At 40.8% G+C, this 824-nt stretch carries 1 protein-coding gene; it reads right to left on the bottom strand.

The window, feature by feature from the left end:
- On the bottom strand, positions 1-635 hold a 635-nt coding region (locus JQM82_RS15900), incomplete at its 3' end, for a cupin domain-containing protein (RefSeq protein ID WP_235251392.1).
- Positions 636-824 lie beyond the last annotated feature (189 nt).

The raw sequence follows: 824 nt of genomic DNA, 5'->3' as shown, positions 1-824 counted from the left end.
GTATCATTGAGATAATGATTGAAGTTCTTATGAAATGTGCCGGAAAATACACGTGAAAGCGCATAGGGACTGAATCCCAGATCTTTTGCCATTCCTGTAAGTGTGATATGTCTTTTAAAGTTATTGGATATATAAGAAACCGTCTGATATACAATATCGTCGTTATCGTGAATCGGCTTATCGGAAAGCTGATAGATGGGCAGACTCCGAGCCAGAATCAGTCGTATGAAGGCGGAATAGATTACCGTTTTTTCTGTTTCTGCCGGATATTCAAGCAGACTGTAAAAAGCATATTGGATGTCCGGATGGAGAAGCGCAGCCGGGATAACGGGAGTTTTGGGTCTGGATTGTCGAAGTAATGGCAGGTACAGACCGCACAGGGATGGAGATGCCCATAGATAATAGGCGCGGCAGTTTCCTGTATCAAAGACCTGGTAATGGTGGATCAGATTGGGAAATACAATGGCACAATCCCCCTTTTCCATATGATACAGTTCCTTTCCGATTCCGATCTCTAAAGTTCCATCTGTCACATAGACACATTCCAGTGCCTCGTGAAGATGAGGAGCAATATGTCTGGAACGTGTGTGGCGGATATCAAGTTCATTTTCAGTTTTTTCATATAATGGCAGCATGTCAATACTCCTTTTGCAAGATTTGGCTACTTCTAAATATCTTTTGACGAGTATTATACCGGAAAAAAAGATATAATACAAGTATAGAAAGCAAGGAGGAAAAAGGGTATGATGAACGAAATTAAAGCATTTTTTATGGATTTATATGAGGCATATGAAGAGGCTTGCGAGAACACAGATCTGATGAAT

Source organism: Faecalicatena contorta (assembly GCF_021531995.1).
Taxonomy (GTDB): Bacteria; Bacillota; Clostridia; order Lachnospirales; family Lachnospiraceae; genus Dorea_A; species Dorea_A contorta_A.
This window is presented reverse-complemented; position numbering and strand designations above follow the sequence as displayed.